This is a genomic window from Halomonas sabkhae, assembly GCF_030409265.1.
Lineage (GTDB): Bacteria > Pseudomonadota > Gammaproteobacteria > Pseudomonadales > Halomonadaceae > Halomonas > Halomonas halmophila.
On the sequence record NZ_JAUFPM010000005.1, the window covers coordinates 136,411 to 160,392 of the forward strand.

General features: G+C 64.9%; 15 protein-coding genes. 9 read left to right on the forward strand and 6 right to left on the reverse strand.

Annotated elements, in window-relative coordinates; all coding sequences use genetic code 11:
* Positions 1-285 precede the first annotated feature (285 nt).
* From QWY79_RS04490 to QWY79_RS04505, 4 genes are all read left to right on the forward strand, one after another.
* Positions 286-9,276 (forward strand): DUF4347 domain-containing protein, encoded by an 8,991-nt coding sequence (locus tag QWY79_RS04490; RefSeq protein WP_290270289.1) that lies wholly within the window; start codon positions 286-288, stop codon positions 9,274-9,276.
* A gap of 86 nt (positions 9,277-9,362) precedes the next feature.
* Complete coding sequence (locus tag QWY79_RS04495) at positions 9,363-10,703, forward strand: MATE family efflux transporter (RefSeq protein ID WP_290270291.1); 1,341 nt, start codon at positions 9,363-9,365, stop codon at positions 10,701-10,703.
* A 268-nt stretch (positions 10,704-10,971) separates the two neighbouring features.
* A complete protein-coding gene (locus tag QWY79_RS04500; protein ID WP_290270292.1) occupies positions 10,972-12,282 on the forward strand; it encodes a short-chain fatty acid transporter in 1,311 nt (436 codons plus the stop codon).
* A gap of 90 nt (positions 12,283-12,372) precedes the next feature.
* The gene (locus tag QWY79_RS04505) at positions 12,373-12,879 is read left to right on the forward strand and encodes an acyl-CoA thioesterase (protein WP_290270294.1); all 507 of its coding nucleotides are present in this window, start codon (positions 12,373-12,375) and stop codon (positions 12,877-12,879) included.
* A gap of 58 nt (positions 12,880-12,937) precedes the next feature.
* Here QWY79_RS04505 and QWY79_RS04510 read toward each other — a convergent pair whose 3' ends face one another.
* Positions 12,938-13,069, reverse strand: a complete 132-nt coding sequence (locus tag QWY79_RS04510) for an entericidin A/B family lipoprotein (protein ID WP_264826470.1) — start codon at positions 13,067-13,069, stop codon at positions 12,938-12,940.
* 129 nt (positions 13,070-13,198) lie between these two features.
* Between QWY79_RS04510 and QWY79_RS04515 the strand changes: the two genes are divergently transcribed.
* Complete coding sequence (locus QWY79_RS04515; RefSeq protein WP_290270298.1) at positions 13,199-13,624, forward strand: HIT domain-containing protein; 426 nt, start codon at positions 13,199-13,201, stop codon at positions 13,622-13,624.
* A gap of 27 nt (positions 13,625-13,651) precedes the next feature.
* On the opposite strand, the gene QWY79_RS04520 is transcribed toward QWY79_RS04515, so the two are convergent.
* On the reverse strand, positions 13,652-14,023 hold the full coding sequence (locus tag QWY79_RS04520) for a hypothetical protein (RefSeq protein ID WP_290270300.1): 372 nt from the start codon (positions 14,021-14,023) through the stop codon (positions 13,652-13,654).
* On the reverse strand, positions 14,020-14,559 hold the full coding sequence (locus QWY79_RS04525) for a hypothetical protein (RefSeq protein ID WP_290270303.1): 540 nt from the start codon (positions 14,557-14,559) through the stop codon (positions 14,020-14,022). The genes QWY79_RS04520 and QWY79_RS04525 overlap by 4 nt, the downstream gene beginning before the upstream one ends.
* Before the next feature lie 179 nt (positions 14,560-14,738).
* Here QWY79_RS04525 and QWY79_RS04530 point away from each other — a divergent pair, with 179 nt between their 5' ends.
* Complete coding sequence (locus QWY79_RS04530; RefSeq protein WP_290270305.1) at positions 14,739-15,212, forward strand: Dps family protein; 474 nt, start codon at positions 14,739-14,741, stop codon at positions 15,210-15,212.
* Positions 15,213-15,321: 109 nt separating this feature from the next.
* On the opposite strand, the gene QWY79_RS04535 is transcribed toward QWY79_RS04530, so the two are convergent.
* The 3 genes from QWY79_RS04535 to QWY79_RS04545 form a co-directional block, all read right to left on the reverse strand.
* Positions 15,322-16,749 carry a DNA recombination protein RmuC gene (locus tag QWY79_RS04535; RefSeq protein ID WP_290270307.1) on the reverse strand — a complete coding sequence of 476 codons (1,428 nt, stop codon included), beginning with the start codon at positions 16,747-16,749 and terminating at the stop codon, positions 15,322-15,324.
* 10 nt (positions 16,750-16,759) lie between these two features.
* On the reverse strand, positions 16,760-18,226 hold the full coding sequence (locus QWY79_RS04540; protein ID WP_290270309.1) for an aminoacyl-histidine dipeptidase: 1,467 nt from the start codon (positions 18,224-18,226) through the stop codon (positions 16,760-16,762).
* A gap of 78 nt (positions 18,227-18,304) precedes the next feature.
* A complete protein-coding gene (locus QWY79_RS04545) occupies positions 18,305-20,476 on the reverse strand; it encodes a tRNA(Met) cytidine acetyltransferase TmcA (protein ID WP_290270311.1) in 2,172 nt (723 codons plus the stop codon).
* 304 nt (positions 20,477-20,780) lie between these two features.
* Between QWY79_RS04545 and dctP the strand changes: the two genes are divergently transcribed.
* The 3 genes from dctP to QWY79_RS04560 all read left to right on the forward strand — a co-directional run bounded on the left by dctP (position 20,781) and on the right by QWY79_RS04560 (position 23,941).
* Positions 20,781-21,881: a TRAP transporter substrate-binding protein DctP gene (gene dctP / locus QWY79_RS04550; protein ID WP_290270314.1), complete on the forward strand. Its 1,101-nt coding sequence runs from the start codon at positions 20,781-20,783 to the stop codon at positions 21,879-21,881.
* A 231-nt stretch (positions 21,882-22,112) separates the two neighbouring features.
* Positions 22,113-22,616, forward strand: a complete 504-nt coding sequence (locus QWY79_RS04555) for a TRAP transporter small permease subunit (RefSeq protein WP_290270316.1) — start codon at positions 22,113-22,115, stop codon at positions 22,614-22,616.
* Positions 22,613-23,941: a TRAP transporter large permease gene (locus QWY79_RS04560; RefSeq protein ID WP_290270319.1), complete on the forward strand. Its 1,329-nt coding sequence runs from the start codon at positions 22,613-22,615 to the stop codon at positions 23,939-23,941. Before QWY79_RS04555 ends, QWY79_RS04560 begins: the two co-directional genes overlap by 4 nt.
* Positions 23,942-23,982 lie beyond the last annotated feature (41 nt).

Consider the following 23,982-nt stretch of genomic DNA (forward strand, 5'->3'; position numbering starts at 1 on the left):
CAGGGATCAGGACAAGGACAACCACTGTCGAGCTTCATGAAAACGTCATTGACGACGCAGCAGCCCATCGAATCAAAAGCCCATCGCATTAATACACGCTATTTACATTGACTTAACGCTAAACCAACGAGTTGTATTGTTTAATTACACATAAATAGGATGAGAAGACTAATCATCGAACATTGAAAACCCTCGTATCGCTACCCATACTGCGTCACTGGCATCGAAAGAAAAGAATATCGCAGCGAACAAGACAATACTCAGGGAAGCCAAGAGATGAACGCCATGTCCCGTCGTGACCACCACACGGTCACTGCTGAGCCTGTCGATACCTGCCGGGCCAATCTGCCCGCGTACCAGGAAATCCTGTTCATCGATAGCCGGGTTCCCGACACCCAGCGCCTTATCGATGGTACGACGCCCGGAATCGAGGTCGTCCTGCTGGACGCCGAACGTAGCGGCGTCCAGCAGGTCACCGAGGCGCTGGACGGTCGGCATGGGGTCAAGGCGATCCACCTGGTCTCCCATGGCAGCCCGGGGCGGATCGAACTCGGCGGCGGCTCCCTCGACGCCACGACCCTCGAGGACCGGGCCGAAGCACTGGGCCGCTGGGGCGAGGCGCTGGCACCGAAAGGCGATATCCGGGTCTATGGCTGCGAGGTGGCCGCCGGCGCGCCGGGCGAGGCCTTTATCACGACCCTCGCCGAGGCGACCGGCGCCGGCGTGGCGGCCTCCAGCACACCGACCGGCGCCGCGGCCCGGGGCGGCGACTGGCAGCTCGACCGGCATAGTGGCGAGGTGGCGAGCGAGCCCTTCCTGTCCCTCGCGCAGCAGCGAGAATGGGCCGGACTGCTGGCCAGCGACGAATTCGACTGGGACTCCGGCACAGCAACGGATAACGGCCTGACGGTCAGCGAGACGGTGGCCGGCGTCACCTTGACGCTCTCGGCCTCGAACAACACCGATATGGGGTTGGAGACGATTGGCGGCTCTAGCAATCTAGACGGGCAAGCTGCCCACTCGGACACGAACTACTCGAACCCGGGCACCGTTTATACCTTTGAGTTCGATCAGCCCATCGATATGAGCTCGATCGAGCTATTGACGACAACTAGCAGCACGACCGCCACCTTTAGTGCCGATGGCCATGCGGATATAGCAAACGTCTCCATCGCTCATGCACCAGACAACGCCGGCGTGGTCGACCTCAGTAGCTTTACGAATATCACGTCATTTACCATGACGCCGGACGAGGCCGAACAGTTCTATTTCGACGAGATTGCCTTCGCCACGGCCAATGCGCCGCCTTCCACCCCGGTCGACAACGAAGGCGACAGCGGGGGCACGATCGCCGAGAATGCCGCCAATGGCACCGCGGTCGGCATCACCGCCGAGTCCACCGATCCGGACGGCGATAGCGTCAGCTATACGCTGACCGACGACGCCGACGGGCGCTTCCAGATCGACGCCGACACCGGCATCGTGACCGTGGCCGACGGCTCGCGGCTCGACTACGAAACCGCCACCTCGCACTCGATCACCGTTCAGGCCTCGGACGAGGCTGGCGCCGACTCGGAGACGAAAGAGTTCGTCGTCGATGTCACCGACGCCAACGACGCGCCCACAGCGGCCGACAGCACCCTGACCACCGACGAGGATACCGCCCGCGTCTTCACCTCCGCTGATTTTTCCTTCAGCGACGAGGACGATGGCGATACCCTCGACGCGGTCCGCATCGACACCCTGCCGACCGCCGGAACGCTCGCGCTGGACGGCAACGCCGTCACCGACGGGCAGAGCATCAGCGCCAGCGATATCGCCAACGACCTGCTCACCTTCACTCCGGCGGCCGATGCCAACGGCGATGACTACGCCAGCTTCACCTTCTCGGTCTCCGACGGTTCGGTGTTCTCCTCCAGCCACACCATGACGCTGGACGTCACCGCCGTGAACGACGCCCCCACTCTTTCCACGGATACACGAACCCTGGACACCATCAACGAGGACGCCACCGGGAATGACGGCACGACCGTTTCGACCATTCTCGGTTCGGCCGGGACCACGGACGATGCAGAGGGCGACACCCTGGGCGTGGCCGTGACGAGCGTGACCGACACCGACGGTACCTGGGAATACTCAACCGACGGCGGAAAGAATTGGAGCACGGTCACCGACGCAAACCCGGCGGACGACAGTGCCCTGCTACTGGTAGAAGACGACCACGTTCGCTTCGTGCCAGACGGCGACTTCAACGGTACCCCGGGCGGCGGCATAACCTTGCGCGCCTGGGACCAGACCGCCGGTGTCGCCGGAAGTACCGGCGCGGACACCACGACGAACGGCGGTACGAGTGCCTTTGCCACCGGTACGGCGAATGTCAGCGTTACCGTTGATGCCGTCAACGACGCACCGAGCCTGACTCTGGACGGCAACCAGACCGTGGGCTCGGCGGCCGGTGCGCAAACCGTGATGGATTTTGTCTCGGCACGCGATCCGGGCGCGGCGAACGAAAGCAGCCAGACCGTCAGCATCGACAGCGTGACTACTGACGACAACAGCCTCTTCGATGCGCAACCCGACATCGACGATGCAAGCGGGGCTCTGACCTTCACCCCGACCGCGAACGCCAACGGCACGGCGACCGTCACCGTGAGTTTTTCGGACAACGGCGGCACGACAAACGGTGGCAGCGACCGCAACAGCCGGACCTTCGACATTACCGTCAACGACACCGAGGCGCCCACGGTCGATGTGGGGGCGTCGAGCCCGACCAACGGCGATACAAACGTGCCCACGGCCAATAATCTGACCGTTGAATTTTCCGAGAATATCGCGTTTGGCGCTTCGGGCACGATTACGCTGTTCAGTGAGACGGGCGGTGAAGCCGAGGAGACGTTTGATGTCGTCACCGATCAAGGGACCGCCGACGGCCAAGTTGACATCACCGGCTCGACACTGACCATCAATCCGACCAATGCATTGCCCGGTCCGACGGACTTTTCGATCGATATCGACGCCGGCGCGATTGAGGACACGCCCGGCAACGCTATCGCCGCTTTCGACGGCACGGGCACGCTACAGTTCACCTCCATCGACCCCGACACGTTGATCACGACGGGAGCCGGCTTCGATACCAGGGATGGCACCAATATCCTGGACGGCAATACGGCCTCGGTCGCCGATAACGTGCTGCGGATCGCCGCTCCTGGCCATCTGGATGCCGCCGCCGTTCTCGACGGCCGCGGCGGTGCCAATACCGTGGTTTTAGGCGCCACGGGTGCCTACGACTTTGCCGCACTCACCGAGGATATGGACGGTTTCGATACCGTGCAGACGGCTGGAAACGGCGCCACCACGGTAACGATGGACGAAACCAGCGAGTTGGACGGTTTCCTCAACTACACCGGACAGAGTAGCGGGAGCGAGACGCTGGAAATCAGCGGCGCTTCCGTTGACCTCACCCAGAAGTCCTTCACCGATTGGGATAAGGTCGCGGCAACAACGGCCGGTGCCACAATCAAGGTAAACGCCGAGACGCTCGACAATGTTCAGAGCTTTACGGCCACCGACGGCGCAGGCGATGTGCTGCAATTGACCGAAGGCGCAATCACTCTGGACACCGGTTCGCGCACCATGACCGGTATCGACGAAATCGAACTGGCATCGGACGAGGCGCACGCTATTACACTGGATGACCCGGTCGCCACTGCATCAGACAACGACATAAAGGTCTCAGCCTCCACTGCGCTGACTGCCGGTGTGACCATTGACGCCTCGAGGCTGACCAGCTCGAACAGCGTCACCATCGACGGCGACAATCTTCAGGGGGCAAACACACTGAAAGGCGGCGCCGGGCACGACACCATTGACGGCGGCGCCAACGCGGGCAGCGGCCACGCAGGCGACGACAACACCATCGACGGAGGTGGAGGCGCCGACACCCTGAAAGGGGGCAATGGTGAGGACCGCTTCATCATCGAGGCAGGTGATTTCCAGCCCGGCGAGTCCATCGACGGTATCGACGCCGACGGCAGTGACCGTATCGAGATCAGCGGCCCATCCCCCGTGAACGTTGATTTCTCGAGCGGCTCGGTGAGCGATATCGAGGAATTGCACTTTGCCAGCGACTATGCCCACGACATCACTCTGGCCGAGATCACCGATACGGATGGCGCATCAACCAGCATCTTCCGTGTGACGGCCGACAATAACCTGAGCAGCGGCATCACCCTGAATGCCTCGGCGCTGACCAACACTGACGGAAACGCGGACACGATCCACTTTGCCGGGGCAGGCACCACTGGCGACCACACGATCATCGGCGGTTACAACGCCGACAGCATCAGCGGCGGTTCCGGCGACGACACGGTTTCCGGCAGCGCGGGCGCAGACACGCTAGGTGGTGGCGCCGGGGCCGACACCTTCCAGGACACCATCGACAACATGGCGTCCGATACGATCACCGACTTCGGTTCCGACGACGAGATTGTCATCACGAACCTGGGTGGTTCACAGTCGGACGGCGCGTTCGCCCTCTACGAGGACACCACGGAGACTCTGTTTCTCGACACGCATGACCCGGGCAACGATTCCTTCACGACGGACGATACGCGGCTCACGCTGGAGCATCTGCCGCCGGTGACCGGGTTCCAGATCGCGACGACCGGCACCACGGCGACGATGACGCTGAACCAGCTGCCGGTCCTGTTCAACCTCGACGGTGACACGCAGAGATTCACCGAAGGAGACAGCTCCGTGGCGCTGGACGTCGGCGGCAACGCCTCGGTAACCGATCCCGACAGCGACGACTTCGACGGTGGCGAGCTGGTCGTCAGCATCACCGACGGTGGTATCACGGCGGAGGACGTGCTGTCGGTGGACGACGACGGCAACGGCGCCGGCCTGATCGGCTTCGATGGCAGCGCCGTGACCTTCGGCGGCACGAAGATCGGCACCGCCACCGGCGGCAGTTATGGCAACGACTTGGTGATCTCGCTGAACGCGGAGGCGAAGCCAGGTGTGGGCAACAGCATGAACGCGCTGATCGCGGCTCTCACCTATAACAACGACGGCGGCGACGATCCAACCGGTGGCGACCGCACCATCGATATCTCACTGTCCGACTCGGAGCTTGACTCTACAACCGCCACGGAGACGGTCACGCTAGAGGTCGACCCGGTTAACGATGCGCCCGAGTTCAGGTATCCATCGCCGAACCTTTACGTGCAACAGGGTGACGGGGTGGTCAGCCTTGAAAGAACCCTGAAGGCAAGCGACCCGGAAGACGACACACTGACATGGTCGATCGTCTCCGGGCCCGACCAGGGAAGCCTGGGCGGGTTCTCATCCAGTACCATCGAAGATCTGACTTACACGCCAGACGCCGATTACAGCGGCGACGATGCATTCACTATTGCGGTCGGCGACGAAAGCGCAACGGATACCGTGACCGTAGACGTCAAAGAGGGAATCACGCTCACCGCCGATAATATCCCGACTGACGCCGGAGACGGCGCGGACAACGTCAGTGGTGGCCCGGAGGCGGACCTCATCTTCGCGAGTCAGGACAACGACGGCAACGGCACCGCGGACGATCCGCAGTTCGAGAGGGGCGATGTGCTCGACGGCGGTGATGGCACCGATCGTCTGCGCGTGATCGATATCGATCCCGGGACACATGACCTGCCCGACCTGAGCACGGCCACAGCAGCCAGCAATATCGAGATCCTTGATCTGACTACTCTCGATGAGGATGTCGGGCAGTCGATCACCGTTGATGCCGACGACTACAGCAACGACCTCGAAGAGGTCTGGATCACTGATGGCGACGACACAGCCGATTCGCTCACCGTGAACAACCTAAATGGCGGCGCATGCATCAAGGTCAAGAGCGAACTTCAGGCGTTGGAACTCGGGCAGCTCAACAGCGGCGACGAGCTGACGATCGAGCTGGCGGGAGGCGTCAGCGTCGCGGATATCGAAGACGCGACGCCAGGCGGGCTCGCGACGCTGACCATCACCTCGCAAGGTTCACCAGAGAACACCGTCACGGGCTTCACCGGGCTACAGTACGGCACCACGCTGGCCATTGATGGAACGGCGGCCCTCAAGCTGAATGACCTCAACGGTCTCGACGATATCACCGTCGATGGCGCAAGAGCCTCGGGGCCCCTCGACATCGACGGCAGCGCCATCGCGGACACGGACGGCGACGGCACACAGATCAGCGGCGGCGCCGGGGCTGACATACTCACGGGGTCATCAAGTGGTACCAACGAACTGGTCGGCAAGGGCGGCAACGATACCCTTGTTGGCCAGAGCGAAGACGACATCCTCACCGGCGGTGCAGGCGATGACGAGTTCCGCGGCACACTGGATTCCCTGGCTGGTGATACCGTGACCGACTTCGCGGGAGATGACGTGGTCCACGTGACCAATTGGCAGGCCACGTCCTCGGGACATATCGATTACGACGCCGAGGCGGGTACCTTGACGCTGGATTCGAACACGGACGGTACCATCGAAGCCGGCGACCCGGTGATCGACCTGCCCCACTATGACGGTGTCGGGTTCCACCTCAGCGACGCCGGCGATGGGACCCGGATCAAAGCCAACACGCTCCCCGAGATCAACAGCGATGGCGGTGGCGACTCCGCCACGTCGTCGGTGGAAGAGAACCAGACGGCGGTCACCACTGTCGCCGCCAGCGACCCCGATGCCGGCGATACGGCCACCTTCAGCATCAGCGGCGGCGATGACGCGAGCCTGTTCGGCATCGACGCCGCCACCGGCGAGCTGACCTTCGCCGACGCCCCGGACTTCGAGGCCCCGGCCGACGACGATGGCGACGGCGTCTACGACGTCCAGGTGACCGTCACCGACGACGACGGCGCCACCGATGCCCAGGACATCGCCGTCAACGTCACCGACGTCAACGAGGCACCGACCATCACCAGCGATGGCGGCGGTGATACCGCGACGAAGCGCGTGGCGGAGAACCAGACAGCGGTCACCACTGTCGCCGCCAGCGACCCCGATGCCGGCGATACGGCCACCTTCAGCATCAGCGGCGGCGCCGACGCGAGCCTGTTCGGCATCGACGCTGACACGGGCGAGCTGACCTTCGCCGATGCCCCGAACTTCGAGGCCCCGACCGACGACAACGGCGACGGCGCCTACGATGTACAGGTGACCGCCACCGACGACGACGGCGCCACCGATGCCGAGGACATCGCCGTCACCGTCACCGACGTCAACGAGGCACCCACGGCGGCCGACAGCACCCTGACCACCGACGAGGATACCGCCCGCATCTTCGCCGCCGCCGACTTCGCCTTCAGCGACGAAGACGACGGCGATACCCTCGACGCGGTCCGCATCGACACCCTGCCGACTGCCGGAACGCTCGCGCTGGACGGCAATGCCGTCACCGACGGGCAGAGCATCAGTGCCAGCGATATCGCCAACGGCCTGCTCACCTTCACTCCGGCGGCCGATGCCAACGGCGATGACTACGCCAGCTTTACCTTCTCGGTCTCCGACGGTTCGGTGTTCTCCTCCCGCCACACCATGACGCTGGACGTCACCGCCGTGAACGATGCCCCCACCATCACCAGCGGCAGCAGCGCTACCGCCGACGAGAATCAGACAACGGTGACCACTGTCGCCGCCAGCGACCCCGATGCCGGCGATACGGCCACCTTCAGCATCAGCGGCGGCGACGATGCGAGCCTCTTCGGCATCGACGCCGCCACCGGTAAGCTGACCTTCGCCGATTCTCCGGACTTCGAGGCCCTGGCCGACGACAACGGCGATGGCGTCTACGACGTCCAGGTGACCGCCACCGACGACGACGGCGCCACCGATGCCCAGAACATCGCCGTCACCGTGACCGACGTCAACGAAGCGCCCGTGATCGCCACCAATACCGGCTTCTCGGTACGCGCCAACCGCACAGTGATACTGACAAGCGAGCACCTCGATGAAGGCGACCCGGACGATGACGGTAATGAACTCACCTACACCCTGGATAGCTTGCCGACCAGCGGCGCTCTATCTCTGAATGGCAGGAAGTTGCAAGCCGATGACACCTTCACCCAACAGGATATCGATGACGGTTTACTCAGCTTCCAGTCGGGCAGTACCGCTGGGCAGAGCCGCTTCGATATTACCTTGGCCGACGGGGGCGAGGATGAGGTCGGTACCGCCAGTGATACTGTCAACATCGATGTGACGCCCTCGTCGCCGGACCCTGACCCTGACCCTGAACCCGAGGCTGACCTGGTCGACAACATCAGAAACACGCGGCCGGATAACCTGTCGGACCAGGTCAGCCGCGCCATGCAATGGCTGGACGCACTCCCAGACGATGCCCAGCTGGATGTCCGCACCTTGACGCCGACGGCTGACAGTGTACCCACCGAGCCACTGGCGTTCCTGGGCAATGCCGAGACCCAAGACGCCTACGTCATTGATACGCAGGGGCTTCCCGGTGGTTCCAGACTTAGGCTCGAGAATATCGATTTCGCCAGCATCAAGGGGGAGATCGAGATCATCGGTGGCACCGGCGACAATGTCGTCGTCGCCGATGCTAGCGCCCAGTCCATTGTGCTCGGCGAGGGTGACGACCTGCTCTACGGCGGTGGTGGAGACGATACCGTCGGCTCCCTGGGCGGCGATGACCGCCTGTTCGGCGAAGCCGGCAATGACGAGCTGTTCGGCGGCGCCGGAGACGACCTGTTGCATGGCGGCACAGGTCGGGATCTTGCAAGCTATGACGGTAGTCGCGAGGACTATGTCATTACCCAGGAGCACGGCACCATCAGCGTGTCCCCCAAAGAGAGTGGCAACGATACGGATACATTGGTGAACGTCGAGACGTTGAGCTTTGCCAATGGAGAGGAGATGACAATCGAATACAGCGACGACCTGGATTGGATTACCGGCCTGTATGCTCAAGTGCTGGGACGACAGGCGGACCTTAGTGGCCTTCAGTATTGGGCACAACAGCATGCCGACGGCCTGGGACGCGCCCAAATGGCCGAGTACTTCCTCACCTCGGAAGAAGCCGGGCACCACTTGCCTCAGGGCGAGGAAGCTCTGGATCTGCTTTATACGGAGCTACTGGGTCGCGAGGCTGATACTGAAGGGCGTGCCTACTGGGTCGAAAAGCTGGCTTCCGGCACTCAGGTTCAGGATGTCATGGCAGGCTTCATGTCCTCAGAAGAAATGCGCGGACATGACCTCGGCGCTACTCAGTGGGATTTCATCGCCTGATGGCTTTATAGCCACCACCGCCAGCGACTTGCACCCATTGGCGGTGGCGGCCATCCTGAGCGGCTCGCTGACTATCCGGAGCCGTCGTGTCATCTGCCGAGTTCTCCCGGGGCCGCGTCTGGACGCTGGCCTGGCCCATCATCCTGTCCAATATCACCGTGCCGCTGCTCGGCCTGGTGGATACCGCCGTGGTCGGCCACCTGTCGGACTCCCGTTATCTGGCGGCGGTGACCCTGGGCGCCACCCTGTTCGGTTTTCTCTACTGGGGCTTCGGCTTCCTGCGCATGGGCACCACCGGCCTGACTTCCCAGGCGGCCGGGCGCGGCGACGACGAGGGCGTGCGCAACCTGCTCGGCCAGTCGCTGCTGCTGGCCATGGGCATCGGGTTCACCTTGATCCTGGCCGGCCGACCACTGGTCGAGCTGGGCCTGTGGTTGCTGGATGGCAGTGAGCAGGCCACGGTACTGGCGCGTGAATATGCCTCGATTCGCCTCTGGTCGGCCCCCGCCGTGCTGGCCAACTATGCCATCCTCGGCTGGTTTCTCGGCCAGCAGAACTCCCGGGTGACGCTGATCATCATGGTGCTGACCAATGCCGTGAACATCCTGCTCGATCTGTGGTTCGTGGTCGGCCTGGGCATGACCAGTGATGGCGTGGCCTGGGCCACGGTCATCGCCGACTACAGTGCCCTGAGCGTCGGGCTCTGGCTGGTCAGCCGCCAGTTGCAGCAGCTCGGCGGACGCTTCCGGCGCTCCCGGCTGCTCAGGATGGCGGCCTACAGCGAACTCTTCCGGGTCAATGCCAACCTCTTCGTGCGCACCCTGGGCCTGCTGTTCGCCATGGCCTTTTTCACCTCCCGGGGCGCGGCCCAGGGCGATACCGTGCTGGCCGCCAATGCCGTCCTGCTGCAGTTCATCATGCTCACCTCCTATGGACTGGACGGCTTCGCCCACGCCGCCGAGGCCTTGACCGGCCATGCCGTGGGCCAACAACGCTGGCAGGCATTCGCCCGGGCCGTGCGCAGCGCGGCGGGCTTCTCCCTGCTCACGGCGGGTATCGCCGCCCTGGTATTCGCCATCGGCGGCCAGTGGCTGATCGCCCTGTTGACCGGTCTGCCGGAGGTCCGGGACAGTGCCGCCACCTATCTGCCCTGGGTGGTCGTGATGCCGCTGATCGCCGTCTGGAGCTACCTGCTGGATGGCGTCTTCATCGGCGCCACGGCCATCCGCGAGATGCGCAACAGCATCTTCATCGGCCTGGCCGTCTACCTGCCGATATGGTGGCTGACCCAGCCCTGGGGCAATCACGGCCTGTGGCTGGCCTTCACGCTCTTTACCGCGACCCGCTCGGGCGTGCTGATCGCCTATTATCGCCACTACCGCCAGCACCACTGGCGCGACGACCCGGCAGCGGAGCACGCCGACTGAGAGGGTGTTTACAAACTACTGCGCTCGACCATGCGGCGTTGAAATCAGCCTCAAAATGCTCATTTACCAGCTCGTAAACTCCGCTTTTTCGGCTGATTTCGCCTGGCCTGGCCGTCGCTCGTGACTTTTGCAAACACCCTCTGAGACGGCATTGAACTATAGTGGCTTTGACAACACTGCCACCCCGGGCCAAGTTGGCAAAACAACTTGCTGATCCGACGCAGTTTTTTGGCACCCGTTTCAACATCCGCCACGAGGTTCTGCCACCATGCTCAAGTCCCTGTCGCGCCCGGCCGTCAAACTCGTCGAACGCTACCTGCCCGATCCGTATATCTTCGTCCTGCTGCTGACGATCATTGCGGCGGCCGCCGCCATCGCCGTGGAGCGCCAGACGCCACTGGCGGTGCTGCGCTTCTGGGGTGACGGCTTCTGGAACCTGCTGTCGTTCTCGATGCAGATGCTGCTGGTACTGGTCACCGGCTTCATGCTGGCCAACTCCCCGCCCGTCAAACGCCTGCTGCAGCGCCTGGCCGGGTTTGCCAACAACGCCGGTGCCGCCATCATCCTGGTGACCCTGGTGTCGCTGGCCGCCAGCTGGATCAACTGGGGCTTCGGCCTGGTGGTCGGTGCCCTGTTCGCCAAGGAACTGGCCCGACAGATTCGCGTCGACTACCGCCTGCTGGTGGCCAGCGCCTACTCGGGCTTCATCGTCTGGCACGGCGGCCTGGCGGGCTCGGTGCCACTGACCATCGCCACTGACGGCCACTTCGCCATCGAACAGATCGGGGTGATCGGCACCGGCGAGACCATCTTCTCGCTGTTCAACCTGGGCATCGTGGTCATGCTGTTCATCGCCATGCCGCTGATCAACCGCATGATGCTGCCCGACGAGCGCGACAGCGTGTACATCGACCCCAGCCTGCTGGAAGAGGAGGAGACCCAGCGCGTGCGCATCAAGCGCCCCGCCGAGCGGCTCGAGAACAGCATGACCCTGGCCTGGCTGGTGGGCATCCCGGGTCTGCTGTTCCTGCTCGATCACTTCGTCCTGCGCGGTGGCGGGCTCAACCTCAACGTGGTCAACTTCCTCTTCCTGTTTCTGGCCATCGTGCTGCACCGCACGCCACGCAGCCTGCTGGAGAGCCTGCACGAGGCCATCAAGGGCGGCGCCGGCATCGTCATCCAGTTCCCCTTCTACGCCGGCATCATGGCCATCATGGTGCAATCCGGCCTGGCCGAGACGTTATCCGGGGCCCTGATCTCGCTGGCCAGCGAAGCCACGCTGCCCTTCTGGACCTTCATCAGCGCCGGCATCGTCAACATCTTCGTGCCCTCCGGCGGCGGCCAGTGGGCCGTGCAGGCACCGGTCATGCTGCCGGCCGCCGAAGCCCTTGGCGTGGACGTGCCGCGGATCGCCATGGCCGTGGCCTGGGGCGACGCCTGGACCAACCTGCTGCAACCCTTCTGGGCCCTGCCGGTGCTCGGCATCGCCGGCCTCAAGGCCAAGGACATCATGGGCTTCTGCCTCATCCAGCTACTGCTGACCGGGGTGATCATCGCCGCCGGGCTGACCTGGCTGTAACGCTGGGCCAACGCGACCGGCACAAGTCCGCTCCCCTTCAACGGGGAGCGGGCGTTATGCTGTAGGGGAATTTCCGAGAGGCGATGGACCATGACTGAACATGCGCTGCCCGGCCAGCACGAGCTGACCATGACCGTCCTGATGACGCCCGATATGGCCAACTTCAGCGGCAAGGTTCATGGCGGAGCCATCATGAAAAAGCTCGATGAGGTCGCCTATGCCTGCGCCAGCCGCTACTCGGGCCATTATGTGGTGACGCTGTCGGTCGACCAGGTACGCTTCAAGCAGCCCATTCAGGTCGGTGAACTGGTGACGTTCCTGGCCAGCATCAACCACGTGGGTAGCTCCTCCATGGAGGTCGGCATCAAGGTGGTGGCCGAGAACATCCAAGACAAGCTGCTGCGTCATACCAACAGCTGTTACCTGACCATGGTCGCCGTGGACCCGCAGGGCAAACCCGCCAGCGTGCCGCCCCTGGCCCTGAACACCGACGAACAGCGCCTGCGTCACGAACGGGCGACGCTGCGCAAGGAGCGGCGCAAGAAGGCAGAAGAGGAGGAGCGTCAGGCCAGGGCCGAGCACCGCGGAGAAATCTGAGCCCGCCGTGCCCCGTTCACGGCCCGGGAGTCAGGCCGTGATCTCGGCCGGGGGAGTGTCAGGAGGTGGTTTCCTGGATGGCTTCACCGCCTTCTTCGACGTCCTGCCCGACGCCTCGGACCGTATTGCAGCCTGCCAGCAGGGATACAGTGAAGAGTGCAACCATCACCAGGGAAAGGGTTCGTTTCATGGGACGCTCCTTGTTCAGGAAAGGTTGGGTGGCACCAGATGTCTCATTCTACACCGCCTGCAAGATACCACATCTTTAATTTAGCATGAGCCACACCAGCGCGCCCATGAACCAGAAGGAGGCCTGCGCATGCCGGAATTCAACCTCGATGATCGACTGGCCCAGGATGGCCACTACATCACCGACCTGCCCCTCTGTCAGTTGCGGCTGATGAACGATGCGCGCTTCCCCTGGCTGGTGCTGATTCCGCGGCGCGCTGGCATCACCGAGGTTTCCGAGTTGAACGAGGTCGACCAGCGTCAGTTCTGGCACGAGGCGACCCGAGCCGGCGAGCTGCTCAGCGCATGCCTGTCGGGCGACAAGCTCAACATCGCCACCCTGGGCAATGTGGTCGCCCAGTTGCACCTTCACGTGATCCTGCGTCGCCATGATGACGCGGCCTGGCCGGCGCCGGTCTGGGGTCATGGCGAGGCCGTACCCTATGACGCTGCACAGCAGGCCGAACTCGGCGCCACACTGCGCAACGCCGCCGAGTCCATGGAGTGGGCGGTCTGACGCGGAACCGCCCGGAGGAAATGGCCGCTACCCCGCTCCGAGACGCGAGCGCAGCGTCATCAGCCAGGGTTGCAGCAAGGCGGGCGGCAGCGGGTGTCCGCCTTGAAAGGCCGTCATTTCGATCCGGCTGCCACGTTCGGCCGGCTCTACCTGCAGGCGAATGCGATAGCCGGGCCAGCGGGCCAGGACAGCCTCGACGCGCCCCAGATCACCATCGGCGTGACGCACCACATAGCCACGTTCCAGCAGCAGCCTGACCGAGGCGTCCAGCGCCTCGCTCACCGAGCCTGCCAGGCGGCCCGACAGGGGCTCGACGGGGGCCGGCGTGCTGGCACAACCGGCAAGCGGGCCAAGCAGCAGGACGACCATCAGCGCCAATACACGCATCCGTGCTGTCATGATGAACTCCCTTCACCGGCCATGGCATCGCGTAACGTCTGACAGAAGCGGCCATCACTGGCGGTTCTCGACTCGACCTGCTGGCCTCGCCAGTCGAACAGCTGGATATCCCGGGACACCGTGGCCTGCTGTTTGCCGACCTGCACGGAAACCCGCTCGAGGCGCGTGGCCTCATCATAGCCGGGGCCGCCACCAAAGCCGACGCCGAGCCCGATGCCGGATGACACATGGCCACCACTGCCGCCGAACAGGAAACCGCCCAGGCGCGGGCGCGGCGAGACGGCATTGTGATAGAGCACGCGCCGCGTGCGTTCGGCACTGACCACGCCCAGCGCGGTATCCGTATCGCGCACCAGGAAACCGCGTCGTTCCAGCGCCCCGACCACCTGCACCAGCCCGGTCTGCTCCGTGACTGGCCACTGGCAGGCCGCGGCCGGCAACGGCTCGGCCTCCGGCATGCGGTTGGGCGTCGTCTGACAGCCCGCCAGCATCAGGCACCCGATCACGCCCAGGACTTTCCCGTATCCACCCATCATGGGGCTGCACTCCTTGAAGTCTGCCGTCAGTCTAGCAGGCAACCTGCCTCGATACCTTGAAGCCCCGCCCTGTCGCCCGCATGTCATGTATCAACCCTATGGTGTCAATGAAGGGAATTCGTTTCACGCTTCACTCCATTGCGCCTAGACTCGACAGCACGAATTCAAGGAGGTACTGCATGAGCGATACCAACAGCATTGGTCTTCACGCTGGAAGCGCCAGCCATCTCGCCGAGCGACTCAACGCCCTGCTGGCCAACTATCAACTGTTCTACATGAACGTGCGTGGCTATCACTGGAATGTGAAGGGTGACAACTTCTTCGAGCTGCACACCAAGTTCGAGGAGTATTACACCGACCTTCTGGCCAAGATCGACGAGGTTGCCGAGCGTATCCTGACCCTCGGCCACAAGCCGGTTCACGCCTACAGTGACTATTTCAAGCTCGCCACCATCGAGGAACAGAAGGACATCCACGACGGGGCAGCCTGTGTGCGCGGCATCGTCCAGGGCTATCAGACGCTGATCGACCTGCAGCGCGAGATCCTGTCGCTGGCCTCCGACGCCGATGATGAAGGCACGGCCTCCCAGGTGGGCGATTACATCCGCGAGCAGGAGAAGACGATCTGGATGCTGAACGCCTATCTCGGCTGAGAGGCTGCCGGCAAATTACTGCGCTCGCCAGGACGGTGTTGAAACTCGCCTTGCCCGGGCGTCGCTCGTGACTTTTGTCGACACCCTCGGCAGAAGCACTGATTGATCTTCAATCCGGTCCGTCATCGTCGCCGCCTTCCGGGGCGGCGTCGTTGTGTTCGCCATCCCCCGGGGAATCCGTTTCCTCGGCGGCACGCACCAGGGCGTCGGGCAGCGGCTTTTTCATGCGCACACCGAGGCGCTCGAGCTCGCGGGCCTGGGACACCAGGCTGCCCTGCCCGGTCGATAGGCGCTGCATGGCGCGGCGATGACTGTCACTGGCACGCTCCAGGTGCCGGCCCACCTCATCCAGGCTTTCGACGAAGCCACTGAACTTGTTGAGCAGGCGCTCGGCGCGTTCGCCGATCAGGCGCGCATTCTCGTTCTGGCGTTCCAGGCTCCACAGTCCCGCTACGGTGCGCAGGCTGGCCAGCAGGGTGGTCGGCGTGACCATCACCACCTGGCGGTCGAAGGCCTCCTGAAAGAGGCTGGCGTCGCGCTCGAAGGCCGCCGCGAAGGCCGGCTCGATGGGCACGAAGAGAAACACGAAATCCGGCGAGCGCAGCGTCGAGAGGTTCGGATAATCCTTGGCCGCCAGGCTCTGTACGTGCGAGCGCAGCGACTGCAGATGCTCGCGCATCGCCGCCTCGCGCTGGGCCTCGTCCTCGGCATTGACGACACGCGTCCAGGCACTCAGCGATACCTTGGCATCCACCACCAGATGACGATCTTCCGGCAGATAGATGATGGCATCGGGGCGGCGGCGCCCCTGTTCATCACGCAGCGTGACTTCCCGACGGTATTCGATGTCGCGTCTCAGCCCGCTGCGCTCCAGCACCCGCTCGAGGATCAGCTCGCCCCAGTTGCCCTGGGCCTTCTGGTCGCCCTTGAGGGCTCGCGCCAGCCCGGCCGCCTCATCGCCCAGCTGGGCATTGAGATCGGCCAGCTGATCGAGCTGGGCCTTGAGGGTGCCGCGCTCACGCTGCTCCTGACCATGCAGCTCCTCGACCCGTTTGCGGAACTGCTCGACCTGTTCGCGGAAGGGCTTGAGCAGCGCCTCCAGGCTCTCGCGGCTCTGGGCGCTGTAGGTGCGCTGGCGCTCGTCGAAGACCTGGCCGGCGAGCTGGTGAAACTCATCCTTGAGGCGCTCGCGGGCATCTTCCATCACGGCCACCTGTTCGCGGTGGCGCAGCGCGGCCTGATCGCGCTCGGTTTCCAGGCGCGCCGAGCGCTCCCGCTGCTCGGCGAGTTGCTGCTGAGCCTGGGCCAGGCTCGCTTCGACACTGGCCAGACGCTCCCGGCTGCCGTCCAGCTGCGCATCGCTCTGCGTCAGTTCCTGCTCGAGACGCCGGGCGGCCGCCTCGCGCTCGGCCAGGCGCGCGGCCACGGCGGCATGACGGCGATACTGCACGACTCCCCAGACCAGGCTGACCAGCACCAGCACGCCAAGCCCCAGCGGCAGCCCCCAGGCCGGCAGCGCCAGCCAGGCTTCCTTCATGTCGCCCCCTTCACGCCGTCGCGCTCGCCAGGTCCTCGACCAGGGCGCGCAACATGTCCCAGAACTCCTCGACCGAGTCGATCTCGACGCGCTCATCCGGCGAGTGGGCACCGCGGATCAGCGGACCAAAGGAAATCATCGCCAGTCCCGGATACTTGGCGCCCAGAATGCCGCACTCGAGGCCGGCATGAATCACCTTGACCGCCGGCTCGATGCCCAGTCGCTGGCGGTGCAGGTCGCAGAAGCGCGCCAGCAGCGGGCTCTCCGGGGCCGGCGTCCAGCCGGGGTAGGCGTTCTCGACCCGGGTGCGCGCGCCGATCAGCTCGAACAGCGCAGCGAAGCGGTCGGCCAGATCGGCCCCGGCGCTGTCGCGCAATGAGCGCACCAGGGCACAGAGGTGGAAGCGCCCTTCTGCCAGGCTCACCACGCCCAGGTTGTTGGAGGTTTCCACCACGCCGGGAACCGCCGTACTCATGCGCTCGACGCCACAGGGCGCGGCATGCAGCGCATTGACCAGCAGACGGCTGGCATCGCGCCCCAGGGCCGCGCTGCCATCGGCCGTGCTGGGCTCGAGGGTCAGTTGCAGGCCATCATCGACTCCCGCCAGTTCGTCGCGCCATTCCTGTTGCAGCCTGACCATGCGCTGCTGCGCCGCCGCGACTTCCTCCTCGGGCATGGCCAGGGTGGCGAAGGCCTCGCGGGGCAAGGCATTGCGCAGCGTGCCGCCCTGATAGTCGACCAGGCGGGCCCCGCAGGCCTCGAGCCAGCGCAGGGCACGCACCAGCAGCCGATTGGCGTTGCCGCGGCCCTTGTCGATATCGATGCCGGAATGACCGCCGGTCAGGCCGCTCAGCGAGAGACGCATCAAGGCCTCCCCCGCTTCCACGGCCCGCGTGGGAAACTGGGCATCGACCACCACATCGGCACCGCCGGCACAGCCGATGTAGACCTGACCGCGATCCTCGGAGTCCAGGTTGAGCAGAATATCGCCTTCCAGCCAGTCCTCGGCCAGGTTCAGGGCGCCACCCATGGAGGATTCTTCCTCGAGGGTGAAAAGCGCCTCGAGCGGGCCGTGAGTCAGGGTGTCGTCTTCCAGCACGGCGAGGGCCGCAGCGACCCCCAGGCCGTTGTCGGCCCCCAGGGTGGTGTGCTCCGCCTGCAACCAGCCATCCACGACATGGGTGGCGATGGGGTCGCGGGTAAAGTCATGGGGATGCTCGGCATTGGCCTGGGCGACCATGTCCAGGTGCCCCTGCAGGATCACGCCGGGGGCCGCCTCGTGGCCGGGAGTCGCCGGCTTGCGTATACGCAGATTGCCGAAATCGTCACGATCATGGGCCAGGCCGAGGCCATCGGCCCAGGCTTCCAGTTTCGCCACCAGTGTGGCCTCGTGGCCCGAGGGGCGCGGCGTGTCGCACAGTGTGCGGAAATGGCGCCACACTGCCTGTGGCGCGAGTTGTTCGAGATGTGCGTTCATGGCGCTTCTATACCGTGGTTGACCCGCCGACTCTACCCGCCGACCCCGGGCTTGGGAAGTGCTGTCAGCGCCTCGCCGTCAGGGCAGCCAGGCGGCCAGTGTCGCGCGTCGCCAGGCCGCCACCTGACGCGCCCCGCTCAGTGACAGACGCCGGGCGAGCCAGGCGTCACCACGCCCCTGAAAGGCCCAGGCCGCCAGGATGGCAAGCTCGTGATCGCCTTGCCCCGTGGGCGCCACCGAGGCCACCAGCGCCTGCATGGCCGGCCGCACCAGGCTCGGGTCGCGCTGGCCGTGAGCCACGTCCTCGAGGTCGCGCCGGTCCTCGTCCGATAGCTCAGCCGGCTGCCCTTCGGTCGACTCCTCGGCCAGCAACGCCAGGACCAGCTGGGGCTCGAGCTCGGCCAGTTCGAAGGCCAGCAATCCGGGCAGCTGACGCCGAAAGCGCCGGGTCAGGCGCGATACCAGGGCATCGCCTGTCGCGCTCAGTGGTTGAACCATCATCAGGGCATGTTCGCCGGTGGCGGTCTCGCGGGTCATGCCCAGACGCACCACCCGAAAGCCCCGCGACTGCCAGAAGGCCAGCAAGCCGGGCTCGGCGCCGAAACTCGCGCCCAGCAGGTCCATGCCGGCGTCTCTGGCCTCGCGCGCTTCGGCGTCCAGCAACTGGCCGCCCAGGCCCTGCCGTCGACAGGCATCGGCCACGGCGATGCGCACGATGCGCCGCAAGCGTGCGGTCAGCGCCTCGCGCTCGCCGGCATGGGCGGCCAGTGACTGGGCCAGCAGATGCCCTCGCGGACGACGCTCGCCTCGCGCCACGCGCTCGGCCAGTTCGGCGTCGAAACCGCCCTCGTCACTGGTGATCGCCACCGCGGCGACACCCGGCGGCTCAGTGGTGTCGCGGGACAGGCTGACGACCCGGCTATCCGGCGCATCCAGCAGACGGCGCAGGTCGGCCGGGGTGGTGCGATAATGCGCCTGCACCAGCAGGCCGAAGATGGCCCGCAGGCGCGGCTCGTGGCGGCTCAGCGCCTGACGCGACTCACGTCGCCATTGCAGCGGCCCCGGCCGGACGTCCTCGGGTTCCGCGTCCAGCATCAGCAAGCGTGCGGTCAGCGCTTCCAGCGGGTCGCCTGGCGCCCAGCGCACCGGGGCCGCCAGGTGGCACTCGCGCCACGCCGGCGTCTGACGGTCCAGGCGTTCGCGAAAGCGCAGGGCAAAACCGCGCCCGGCACCTTCATAGCCGTGCACGGTGGTGGCAAAGGCGATGCGCGGAAAGACTTCCAGCCAGTCGCCCAGCAGGCCGGCGGGAATCGCCGCCGCCTCGTCGACCAGCAACCAGCGCCCGGCGCCGCCCGCCTCGCCACGTTCGACCCGCGCCTGCAGCTCATCCGGCGCCACGAAGCTCACCCGGCCATCGCCCAGCGTGAACTGCTGCCCCTGTCGCTCGCCCTGGGGGCACAGCGCCGCCAAACGCTCGAAGAGCCCCGCCACTGCCGCGGCACGCGGGGCCGTCACCAGCACCTCCGCCACGCCCCGTTCCAGCAGGCGGGCACAGGCGATCCCCAGCGCTGCCGTCTTGCCGCGCCCCCGGTCGGCGGTGATCACCAGCGGGCGTCGCCGGCGCAGACTCACCAGCCGCGCCACGGCATCGGCCTGATCCCGGGTCAGGCAGGCCGTGTCAGCCGGTGGCGGAGTGGCGTCATGGCGAGCCGCGGCGCTGAACGACGGGACGGCGGGCGACTGCCCCGCCCCCCAGCGGGCAATGTCCGGTGCCTCGGCGAGCAGCCCCGCCAGACGCGCCAGATACCGACAGGAGAGCTCGGCGGCCGACCAGGGGTGCTCGGCCAGGCGACCATAATCGGCATCCGGCCTGGCGCCCCAGTCAGCCGGCGTCATCAGTACCATCAAGCCACCCGAGCGCAGCGTGCCGGACAGGGCGCCGAAGGCGTCGGGGTCGAAGCCCGCCTCCGCCGAGACCGCATCGAAGACCACCAGATCCTGTTCGCCGCCGAGTCGCGTGCGCGCCTTGCCGGCGGGGATCCACTGCGACTCGGGCACCATGGACGGACGCTGCGGGGCCACCCACAGGGCCTCCTGCCACCCGCTGCCCTGCCACAGCGCCTGCCCGCGTGCCCGGCTTTCCTCGGCGGGGCCGTCGATCCACAGCAGACCGCGCCAGTCGCGTGCCTCGAGCGCCTGCTGGAAGGCCCTCAGCAGCGGTGGCAGGTGAAACGGGGTGGCTGGCGGCATCCTGGCCTCCTGGCTGCATCAACTTTGGTCTAATCCCACGGCCCGATTAAACGCTTGCTTGCATTGCGGCAACGCAGCACTCACCTGCGTGAGAAGCGCATAACTCTCTGATATTCAATGATGATACACGGGCCTTCCGGGCCATGCCGACTTCGCCACGTGGGACGAAACACGACTATAGTGGACATCGGGCATCAACAGATCATCATGCTAGCTTGATGATTGGCATGCCCCCTGACAAGCAGGAGCGTGAAAGTCGCTGTCTGTTCTGAAGAAGCACAACAATCGCCTTAGGGAGTTCTCGATGATGAAACGCTTTGCCCTTACCGGCCTGGCCGCCGGCATTGCCCTGGCCACTCTGGCAGGCTCCGCCCAGGCCCAGGAAAAGTGGACCATGACGACCACCTGGCCGGACAACCTGGACCTGATTCAGATCGATCGCCACTGGGTCGAGCTGGTCAACCAGTTGACCGGCGACGAGCTGCAGATCGACTTCCGCGCCGGTGGCACCCTGATGCCCGGCACCGAGGTCTTCGATGCCACCGAGACCGGCAGCATCCAGGCCGCGGGCGACTGGCCCGGCTACTGGGCGGGTCGCAGCCCGGCCTTCTCGCCGCTGGCCACCACCACCAGCCTGTTCAACGGCGTCGACTACCTCAACTGGATTCAGCAGTGGGGCGGCTTCGAGCTCTATCAGGAAGTCTACGGCCAGTACAACATGGTCTATCTGCCCTACGGCATCACCAACAATGAGTCCGGCTTCCGCGGCGGCACGCCCATCGAGAGCCTGGCCGATCTGGAAGGCAAGCGCCTGCGCCTTTCCGGCCGCGATCAGGGGCGCGTACTGGAGCAGCTGGGCGGCTCCCAGGTCACCCTGGCGGGTGGCGAGATCTACCAGGCCATCGAGCGCGGCGTGGTCGACGGCGCCGAGTTTTCCACACCGGGCGTGGACTACAAGGCCGGCTTCAGTGAAGTCGCCGACTACTGGCTGACGCCGGGCTGGCACCAGTCGGCCAGCGTGTTCGGCGTGATGATCAACCAGGACGCCTGGGACGCGCTTTCCGAGGAGACCCAGGAGAAACTCAGGATCGCCGCCGACGCCACCATGGCGTGGTCGCTGGCCTGGTCCGAGCGCCAGTCCACCGAGGGCACGGTGAAGTTCCTCGAGGATGGCACCGAGATCAGCCACTTGTCCGAGGACGACCTGGCCGAGATTCAGCGCATCACCAACGAGGTGATCGTGCAGGGCGCCTGCGAGGATCCGATGCACGCCAAGGTCTATCACTCCATGGTCAGCTACCTGGAGCACTACGCCAACTGGCGCGATATCTCGGTGCCCTTCAACATGAGCCGGGTGACCGACAACCTGCCGTCGCTGGAGGAGATTGAAGCCTGCATGGAGTAAGGAAAAACTGCTGAAATGCCTGCGCGCGTAAATCGCTATGTTGCGCGGTGCTAGAAAGCTCGCCTAACTATTTGTTATGTCTCGCTTTCTGCGCTCCGTGCGCCTTGCGCTTCACAGCGCTCGGCGATTTAATCAGCATTTCCTCAACAGCCATCCCGGAGGTGGGCCTTCACGGCTCACCCCGGTACCGGCCTACCCTCGTCCACAACGACTGATGCCGGAAGCCTCTCTATGAACGCCATTGCCAAGGCCATCGATAGCCTCAACGAGGCATTCGGGCGACTGATTGCCCCGCTGCTCGCCGTCATCACGGCGATCGTGATCTACGATATCGCCATGCGTTTTCTGATCGGGCGCCCCAGTGACTGGGCGTTCGATGTCACCAAGATGCTGTTCGGCGCTCACTTCATGCTGATGGCCGCCTACGGCCTGCGCCATCATGCCCATGTGGAAGTCGACGTGCTCAAGCGGCTGTTGTCACGCCGCAAACAGGCCGCGCTGGAGATCCTCGGCTACCTGATCTTCTTCGTGCCCTTCATCTGGATGCTGCTCAGCCTCGGCTGGAGCTTCTTCGAGCGTTCCTTCAGTCGTGGCGAGACCACCTACGGCATGGTGGCCATTCCGGTCTATCCGGTGAAGGCCGTGATCGTCGTCACCGCGGTGTTGCTGCTGCTCCAGGCCATTGCCGTGGTACTCAGGGCCGTTCAGTCGCTGCGTGAGGAGAATCCTGCATGAATGCCGAAATGCTCACCCTCTTCATGTTCGGCGGCTTGCTGATCGGGCTCTTCATGGGCCACCCGCTGGCCTTCGTGCTGGGCGGCGTGGCGGTGCTCGGTGCCTGGTTGGGGCCCGGCGCCAGCACGCTCGGCATCCTGATCAACAACATCTACGGCAACGCCATGGACAACTACGTCCTGGTCGCCATTCCGTTGTTCATTCTCATGGCACGCTTCCTCAACGACTCGGGCGTGACCGAGAAGATGTTCGATACCATGCGCCTGCTGCTGGCCAACCTGCGCGGCGGCCTGGCACTGACCGTGGTCATCGTCTCGGTGCTGCTGGCGGCGACCACCGGCATCGTCGGCGCCTCGATCGCCGTGATGGGCATGATCGCCCTGGTGCCGATGCTCAAGTACTCCTACAACAAGCACTTGAGTACCGGCGTGATCATGGCCAGCGGCTGCCTGGGCATCCTGATTCCGCCGAGCATCATGCTGATCCTGATGGCCAGCTATTCGCCGGTCTCGGTGGGCGCGCTGTTCGCCGGCGCCCTGGTGCCGGGCGTGATGCTGGGCGTGATGTACGCGCTCTATGTGCTGATCATCTGCTACCTCAAGCCCGCCTACGGGCCACCGGTACCCGCCGCCGAGCGCGCCGAGACCTCGGCCGGCGAGCTGCTGGGCATGCTCGCCCGCTACGTGCTGCCGCCCATGGCCCTGATCCTGGGCGTGCTGGGGTCGCTGTTCACGGGCATCGCCACCGCCACCGAGGCCTCGGCCATCGGCGTGGCCATTGCCTTCGTGCTCTTCCTGATCTTCGGCGACCGCAGTTTCGCGACCTGTTACCGCACCCTGATCGAGGCCAGCAAGACCACCACCATGGTCATGCTGGTGCTGGTGGGCGCCACCGCCTTTACCGGGGTGTTCTCCATCGGTGGCGGCATGGAAGTCATCAGCGAGGTGGTCATGGCCATGCCGGGCGGCACCACCGGGGCTCTGATCCTGATGCTGTTCCTGGTGTTCATCCTCGGCATGTTCCTCGACTGGACCGGCATCGTGCTGCTCAGCTTCCCGATCATGCTGCCCATCGTCGAACAGATGGGCATTGATGTGCTGTGGTTCGTGGTGATGGTGGCGGTGGTGCTGCAGACCTCCTTCCTGACGCCGCCGTTCGGCTATGCGTTGTTCTATCTGAAGGGCGTGGCCCCCGAGGGCATCGAGATCGTCGACCTCTACCGGGCCGTCATTCCCTTCTGCGCACTGATCGTGCTGGCCTGCGTGCTGATGGCCGTGTTCCCGTCCCTGATCACGGGGCTGCCGGCGCTGCTGATCGGCCGCTGACCATGGGCCACCTGCCACAGCCCGCCCGGTGGGCGGGCTGT

Excerpts from the sequence above, each read along its gene's own strand:
- QWY79_RS04530 (WP_290270305.1), top strand. The coding sequence starts at position 14,739 with ATGAGCGATACCAACAGCATTGGTCTTCACGCTGGAAGCGCCAGCCAT.
- QWY79_RS04505 (WP_290270294.1), top strand. The coding sequence starts at position 12,373 with ATGACTGAACATGCGCTGCCCGGCCAGCACGAGCTGACCATGACCGTC.
- QWY79_RS04560 (WP_290270319.1), top strand. The coding sequence starts at position 22,613 with ATGAATGCCGAAATGCTCACCCTCTTCATGTTCGGCGGCTTGCTGATC.
- QWY79_RS04525 (WP_290270303.1), bottom strand. The coding sequence starts at position 14,559 with ATGATGGGTGGATACGGGAAAGTCCTGGGCGTGATCGGGTGCCTGATG.
- QWY79_RS04510 (WP_264826470.1), bottom strand. The coding sequence starts at position 13,069 with ATGAAACGAACCCTTTCCCTGGTGATGGTTGCACTCTTCACTGTATCC.
- QWY79_RS04515 (WP_290270298.1), top strand. The coding sequence starts at position 13,199 with ATGCCGGAATTCAACCTCGATGATCGACTGGCCCAGGATGGCCACTAC.
- QWY79_RS04535 (WP_290270307.1), bottom strand. The coding sequence starts at position 16,749 with ATGAAGGAAGCCTGGCTGGCGCTGCCGGCCTGGGGGCTGCCGCTGGGG.
- QWY79_RS04555 (WP_290270316.1), top strand. The coding sequence starts at position 22,113 with ATGAACGCCATTGCCAAGGCCATCGATAGCCTCAACGAGGCATTCGGG.
- QWY79_RS04540 (WP_290270309.1), bottom strand. The coding sequence starts at position 18,226 with ATGAACGCACATCTCGAACAACTCGCGCCACAGGCAGTGTGGCGCCAT.
- QWY79_RS04500 (WP_290270292.1), top strand. The coding sequence starts at position 10,972 with ATGCTCAAGTCCCTGTCGCGCCCGGCCGTCAAACTCGTCGAACGCTAC.
- QWY79_RS04545 (WP_290270311.1), bottom strand. The coding sequence starts at position 20,476 with ATGCCGCCAGCCACCCCGTTTCACCTGCCACCGCTGCTGAGGGCCTTC.
- QWY79_RS04520 (WP_290270300.1), bottom strand. The coding sequence starts at position 14,023 with ATGACAGCACGGATGCGTGTATTGGCGCTGATGGTCGTCCTGCTGCTT.
- QWY79_RS04490 (WP_290270289.1), top strand. The coding sequence starts at position 286 with ATGTCCCGTCGTGACCACCACACGGTCACTGCTGAGCCTGTCGATACC.
- dctP (WP_290270314.1), top strand. The coding sequence starts at position 20,781 with ATGATGAAACGCTTTGCCCTTACCGGCCTGGCCGCCGGCATTGCCCTG.